The sequence below is a fragment of the Pseudomonas sp. HMWF021 genome (assembly GCF_003061005.1).
GTDB lineage: Bacteria > Pseudomonadota > Gammaproteobacteria > Pseudomonadales > Pseudomonadaceae > Aquipseudomonas.
Genome location: NZ_QAIK01000104.1, coordinates 80396 through 86771, shown reverse-complemented (window position 1 = coordinate 86771; position 6376 = coordinate 80396). Strand labels below are relative to the sequence as shown.

5 protein-coding genes are annotated in these 6376 nt (G+C 55.1%); 4 read left to right on the top strand and 1 reads right to left on the bottom strand.

Features of this window, described 5'->3' with window-relative positions; translation table 11 throughout:
* Window positions 1-14: 14 nt before the first annotated feature.
* Window positions 15-1010 carry a tRNA dihydrouridine(20/20a) synthase DusA gene (dusA, locus tag DBR18_RS14125; protein ID WP_108590772.1) on the top strand — a complete coding sequence of 332 codons (996 nt, stop codon included), beginning with the start codon at window positions 15-17 and terminating at the stop codon, window positions 1008-1010.
* A gap of 52 nt (window positions 1011-1062) precedes the next feature.
* Here dusA and DBR18_RS14120 read toward each other — a convergent pair whose 3' ends face one another.
* Window positions 1063-1893, bottom strand: coding sequence for an undecaprenyl-diphosphate phosphatase (locus DBR18_RS14120; RefSeq protein ID WP_108590771.1), 831 nt, complete (start codon window positions 1891-1893; stop codon window positions 1063-1065).
* A 507-nt stretch (window positions 1894-2400) separates the two neighbouring features.
* Here DBR18_RS14120 and DBR18_RS14115 point away from each other — a divergent pair.
* The 3 genes from DBR18_RS14115 to DBR18_RS14105 all read left to right on the top strand — a co-directional run bounded on the left by DBR18_RS14115 (window position 2401) and on the right by DBR18_RS14105 (window position 5865).
* A complete protein-coding gene (locus DBR18_RS14115; RefSeq protein WP_108590770.1) occupies window positions 2401-3141 on the top strand; it encodes a winged helix-turn-helix domain-containing protein in 741 nt (246 codons plus the stop codon).
* Window positions 3142-3420: 279 nt separating this feature from the next.
* Window positions 3421-4080, top strand: a complete 660-nt coding sequence (locus DBR18_RS14110) for a helix-turn-helix domain-containing protein (protein WP_108590769.1) — start codon at window positions 3421-3423, stop codon at window positions 4078-4080.
* 390 nt (window positions 4081-4470) lie between these two features.
* The gene (locus tag DBR18_RS14105; RefSeq protein WP_108590768.1) at window positions 4471-5865 is read left to right on the top strand and encodes an undecaprenyl-phosphate glucose phosphotransferase; all 1395 of its coding nucleotides are present in this window, start codon (window positions 4471-4473) and stop codon (window positions 5863-5865) included.
* The last annotated feature ends 511 nt before the right edge of the window (window positions 5866-6376 follow it).

Here is a 6376-nt window from a genome sequence, read left to right as displayed (position 1 = left end):
TTCCAGAACCGCCCATGTCCCCTATCACCGCCACACCCGCCCCACTTTCCCGCCGCTTCTCCGTCGCCCCGATGATGGATTGGACTGACAGGCATTGCAGATACTTCCTACGCATCCTGTCGAAGAACGCCCTGCTCTACACCGAAATGGTCACCACCGGCGCGCTCCTCAACGGCGATCACGAACGTTTCCTGCGTCACAACGAAGCCGAACATCCACTGGCGCTGCAGTTGGGTGGCAGCGTGCCGCTCGATCTGGCCGCTTGCGCGCGCATGGCGCAGGAGCATGGTTACGACGAGGTGAACCTGAATGTGGGCTGCCCGAGTGATCGGGTGCAGAACAATATGATCGGTGCGTGCCTGATGGGGCATCCGCAGTTGGTGGCCGATTGTGTGAAGGCGATGCGCGATGCGGTGTCGATTCCGGTGACGGTGAAGCATCGGATCGGGATCAATGGGCGGGACAGTTACGCCGAGTTGTGTGATTTCGTCGGTACGGTGCGCGAGGCCGGGTGCACCAGTTTTACCGTGCATGCGCGGATTGCGATTCTGGAGGGGTTGTCGCCGAAGGAGAATCGCGACATTCCGCCGCTGCGTTATGACGTGGCGGCGCAGCTGAAAGCAGATTTTCCGGAGCTGGAGATTGTGCTCAACGGCAGGATCAAGACGATGGAGGCCTGCCATGAGCATTTGCAGACCTTTGACGGTGTGATGCTCGGGCGTGAGGCTTATCACAATCCGTATTTGCTGGCAGAGGTCGATCAGCAGTTGTTCGGCAGCAGCGCGCCGGTGATCAGCCGTGCCGAGGCGCTGGCGCAGTTGCGGCCATATATTGCCGAGCATCTGCAGGCGGGCGGTGCGATGCATCACATCACCCGGCATGTGCTGGGGCTGGGCACCGGGTTCCCGGGGGCGCGCAAGTTCCGTCAGTTGTTGTCGGTGGATATTCACAAGGCCAAGGATCCGCTGGCGTTGCTGGATCAGGCTGGTGAGTTGCTGCAAGGGCGTTAATGCCCCTCTTCCGTAATACGCGCCAGGCGGATTGATCCACCTGGCGCGCGCATCACCCCGCCGCTTCCGTCCAGTTCACCCAGCCAAACACCCACGTCGCCAGAATCAACAGGCCGAACGCGATCCGATACCAGGCGAACGCCGCGTAGCTGTGGTTGGCGATGAATTTGAGCAGGCCGCGCACGGCGATCATGGCGAAGATGAAGGCGATGACGAAACCGAGGGCGAACACCGGCAGATCGCTGGCCTGGAACAGGTCGCGGTATTTGTAGCCGGAGTAAACCGCGGCGCCGACCATGGTTGGCATGGCGAGGAAGAACGAGAACTCTGTGGCGGCTTTGCGGGACAAGCCGAACAACAAACCGCCGATGATGGTCGAGCCGGAACGCGAAGTACCGGGGATCATTGCCAGGCATTGCACGAAACCGATTTTCAGCGCATCTGACCAGCGCATGTCGTCGACATGTTCGACGCTTACCACATGGCGCCGCTGTTCGGCCCACAACATCACGATGCCGCCCACCACCAATGCAACAGCCACGGTGATCGGGTTAAACAGGTATTGATGGATTTTGTCAGCGAACAATACGCCAAGCACCACTGCCGGCAGGAAAGCGATCAACAGGTTGAGGGTGAAACGTTGCGCATTGCGCTGGGTCGGCAGGCCTCTGACAATTTCAAAGATCTTCGGACGAAATTCCCAGACCACCGCCAGGATCGCACCCAGCTGAATAATAATGTTGAACGCCATGGCGCGTTCGCCCCCGAAGTCGAGCAAGTCGGCGACGATGATCTGGTGGCCGGTACTGGAAATCGGCAAGAACTCGGTCAGGCCTTCTACCGCGCCCAAAATCAACACCTGGATAAAGGTCCAGAAATCCATTAATCCTCCATCAGAGCGCTCTTGATGAGCGGCCGGTCAACTGTATTCAGGAATTGAGTATCTGAAGTTAAACAATCGGTATAACGCGACACCCATTGCCTGATCAGGCGACGGAGAATATGTCTTATTAAAAGACACACTCAAGCCATGTTAATAATCGTCCGCCTACGAATCACTCAGAAAATATTTAGGCATCCGATGGAAAAAAGTTGGATCAACCAATAAAGTGTGATCCGGCTCACATTATGTCTGAATGTCAGACAGTGGCAATTGGACATGAACAAAGCCTTGTCCATAGATTCAAAATAGTGGCACAATTCCACATTGCCACCATGTAACGACTAGTTCACAGCCCCGAGAAAATCAACTAAAAGCTTGAAATGCTTAATTATTGTTAGAAAACTCGGGAGCCACGTCTAAAAATCGCGTGAATGTTACCAATTGTCAGTCACAGATGAGAACCGGTGCTTTAACATCCCGATGTCAGCACCTAATTCGAGTCAATGCATGATGCTCTCAGGGAACTTGGCGACTAGAAGTCCGCGCCCGACAAACGACGAACCCGGTGTTCTCACTCTGGGTCGTACCCGTGGCGTGGCCGAGCATTTCAGGGCACTGATCGCAAAGCATGTGCGCGCTGATATGGCACTTGAGGCCGGTTCGTACACTAGTTCCTATAACAATGAACTTTCTGGTTCGTATCGAGCCATCTTCATCGTTATCGACAGTCCGCAAGCGCTGGAAGACAATCTTGCGCTGATCGAGAGCCTACGCAGCGAAAACTTGAAGCCCATCATTTGCGCGGTCATTACCGGTCGCGGCGCCTTCAACAAGATTAAGTACTTCCTGGCCGGTGCCGACTTCTGTATCAAACTCAATACCCTTTCCGACGAGGCAGACGATTTGCTCGGTGAATTCTTCAACAGTGAAGAATGGCAGCGGGATATCAATCTGACGCTCGACCCGACACGCATCTGCCTGCTGGGCTGCAGCAGCAAGAAACTCGACATCTCGTTTGCCGAGATGAAGATCCTGGAGGCCTTTGCGCAAACCAGCAACCATATTCTCAGCCATGATGAAATCGCCGGCGTCATGGGGCTCAATACCAATTTCTACGATCCGAGAGCGCTGGAAAAATCCATCAGCCGCTTGCGTGGAAAAATCAAGGACATGTATGGTACCAACGCGATTCAGAGCATCCGCGGCTACGGCTATCGCCTGATGCGGGGTCTGATATCGACTGCCTGACTCTCGGGCAGCCATCCTCTTTGCATAATCACGAAGGATCGTCATATGCAACCATACAGCTCTAGTTGTACTTCAAACCTACTTATAATCAAGCAATTGAATGAGCACGGCTACACCGAACCATAACAATAAACTTAACAACATAGCAGCAGAACGAGTGGAACTTATCGAGGGCCATTTTGGGCCCAGACCCTGCCTGTCGATTACTTCCAAGGAAGTCATTGCTCGCCTGCCGATTTATCTTTTAGCCAAATTTGGCGCGTATTTTAGGAGAGAGACATGGAAACTAGTACAACCCTCCCAAGAAAATATTTTGTCGTCGTGACTCACAGTACAACGTCGCAGCGTGAACTTGAGAGCATTCTGTCCAGCGAGCGCTTCAATTCGTTTGGCACGTCTCAGGCACAAATGTTTATTGAAGGTGCTACTTCGCCCTCTTCCGCCCCCATGCTGATGGAGTTCTCTTACCCAAGCGGCACTCGGAAAAACGTCGCCCGCACGATCGAACACGATACTCAGCGCATATTGGCCACCCTCGAATCGGAGTGGCTGGCCGCACAGTCGGCAAATCCGTTTCACAAAGCTCCGATGATGAATGCGGACGCCAACCACCAGACTTCGACCATTGAGAACGGTACTCCGTGCAGCGAGACCTGGCACCTGGACAACGATCAAGGCGCGCTGGTGAAAGAGGGCGTCGAGATCAGTCTGACCGGCCTGGAAACCGCGCTGGTGCGCAAAATGCTTCACCACGAAGAACGCGTAGTCAGTCGCGATGACCTGATACTCAGCATCGGTCGAGAGCCGGAACAATATCGTGGCCTGGAGATGTGCCTGAGCCGCCTGCAGGACAAGTTCAAAAGCGCAAGTAATGGTGAGCGCCTGTTTCGTGCCGTAAGAAACCGCGGTTATTGCCTCATTCAGGACATCGTCGCGTAACCACAGTCGATATCCGCGAACAAAACAAACAGAAAAACAGTGCGATTACAAAAACAACAAGAGCACTCTGTTTGGCTTCACCTCCTTGATAATAAAAGCTCCCTGCCTCCACCCCTCCTACAGTAACAAACACAACATAATTTATTCACCCCCTGCTCTGCGACCTTTTCTAACAACCTGGTATTTGATTATTAAAAAGTTGGCACTGTGCCATCTTGTTAGAACTCGTCAGACACCCTCTCCGGCAATAACTTAGTCTATTGATTGACGACAGTTCGGCCTATCGACGTTGTTACCTCAGGACACTCGTCCAATAACAACAACAAGCCTATCTAGCAACTCGGACTTCAACTGTCGAAACCTGAATGGACGTATTTCTGGGGATATCTCATGGAACTTTCTCTACGGATCAATCGAAATAACGGCCTCAAGGGACTTACCTTCTGGGGCCAATGGGCATTGGCGCAGGCTTTCATTGTTGCGTTGTTGTTCATACTGGCTGAACGACATACAGGCACCGTCGAGTTCTATTACCGCATGTGCGCAACACTGGCGGTATTGGCCTCGGTGCCGGCGTATACGTTCAGCGGCGTGTATCGCAAGCAGGACAATTACCTGACTGGACTTGGACGCTTGTTCATGGGCTGGTCGATGACCATGGTGGCACTGGCCGCCATCGCGTTCGTGTGCAAGGCCGACGAGGTGTTCTCCCGCGAGGTGACGCTGAGCTGGGCAGTCTACGGCTTCCTCGGCCAGGCTTTGATGTACGCGCCGCTGCATGCGTTTTCCAAGTACTACCAGCGTTCCCGCACCAGCGCGCAGAAGACGTTGATCGTCGGCACTGGCGAGCTGGCTCTGGGTCTTGCGAAGAAGATCAGTCAGGTGGAAAACCTGCCGCTGGTAGGTTTGGTCAGCAATGGCGCGAAGCCGCAGCTGGATGCGGACGCACCCCGTGTGGTCGGTGACCAGGAAGACTTGCTGGAACTGATCAAAGACCATGACATCCGCCGTTTATACATCACCCTGCCGCTGGCCGAGGCCGCGAAAATCGAAGCGATGTACCTCGATTTACTCGGTGCCAACGTCGATGTGGTCTGGGTGCCGGACTTGAACAGTCTGACTCTGCTCAACCACTCGGTGAAGGTCGTGGACGGTCTGCCGGCGATCTGCCTCAACGAAAGCCCGCTGACCAGCCGCCCTACCGCTGCGCTGAGCAAAAGTCTGGTGGAAAAAGGCGTGGCGCTGCTGGCGATCATCCTGTTGAGTCCGGTGCTGCTGTTCATTGCACTGGCGGTGAAAATCAACTCGCCGGGCCCGGTTTTCTTCAAGCAGGATCGTCACGGCTGGAACGGCAAGGTGATTCAGGTCTGGAAATTCCGTTCGATGCGCGTTCACGATGACCGTGAAGTGATTCAGGCCAGCCGCAACGATTCGCGCATTACCGCCGTTGGACGTTTCATCCGCCGCACGTCGCTGGATGAACTGCCGCAGTTGTTCAACGTGCTGCAGGGGCAGATGGCCCTGGTCGGTCCGCGTCCGCACGCGGTGGCGCACAACCACTACTACTCGGGGAAAATCCTCGCGTACATGGCTCGTCATCGAATCAAACCGGGCATCACCGGGCTGGCGCAAATCAGCGGTTGCCGTGGTGAAACCGACACCATCGACAAGATGCAGCGCCGCGTTGAGATGGACCTGCACTACATCAACAACTGGTCGTTGTGGCTGGATCTGAAGATTCTGGTGAAAACGCCGTTTACGTTGTTGTCGAAAGATATTTATTGATGGGTTGGTGGTAAAGCCGACAATGCCTAAGGGGACGAAAGTCCCCTTTTTTGTGGGCGGGATTTGGGCAGTGGGTCAGGCTGTTGCGATGGTTGCAGTGCTGACGCCTTCGCGGGCAAGCCCGCTCCCACAGGGGACCTCGGTATGGATCGGGATATGTGCCTCACCACAAAACACTGTGGGAGCGTGGCTTGCCCGCGAAAGCGGTGGGTCAGGCAGCATGGTTGCTGGATGTGCCGACGCCATCGCGGGCAAGCCCGCTCCCACAGGGGGGTTGTGGTGTAAGCGAAATATTCGCTTCACCCCGGACCTCTGTGGGAGCGTGGCTTGCCCGCGATAGCGGTGTGTCAGGCAGCACATATGTTGAATGTGCCGACGCCATCGCGGGCAAGCCCGCTCCCACAGGGGGGTTGTGGTGTGAGCGAAATATTCGCTTCACCCCCAAACCCCTGTGGGAGCGTGGCTTGCCCGCGATAGCGGTGTGTCAGGCACAGAGATGTTGAATGTGCCC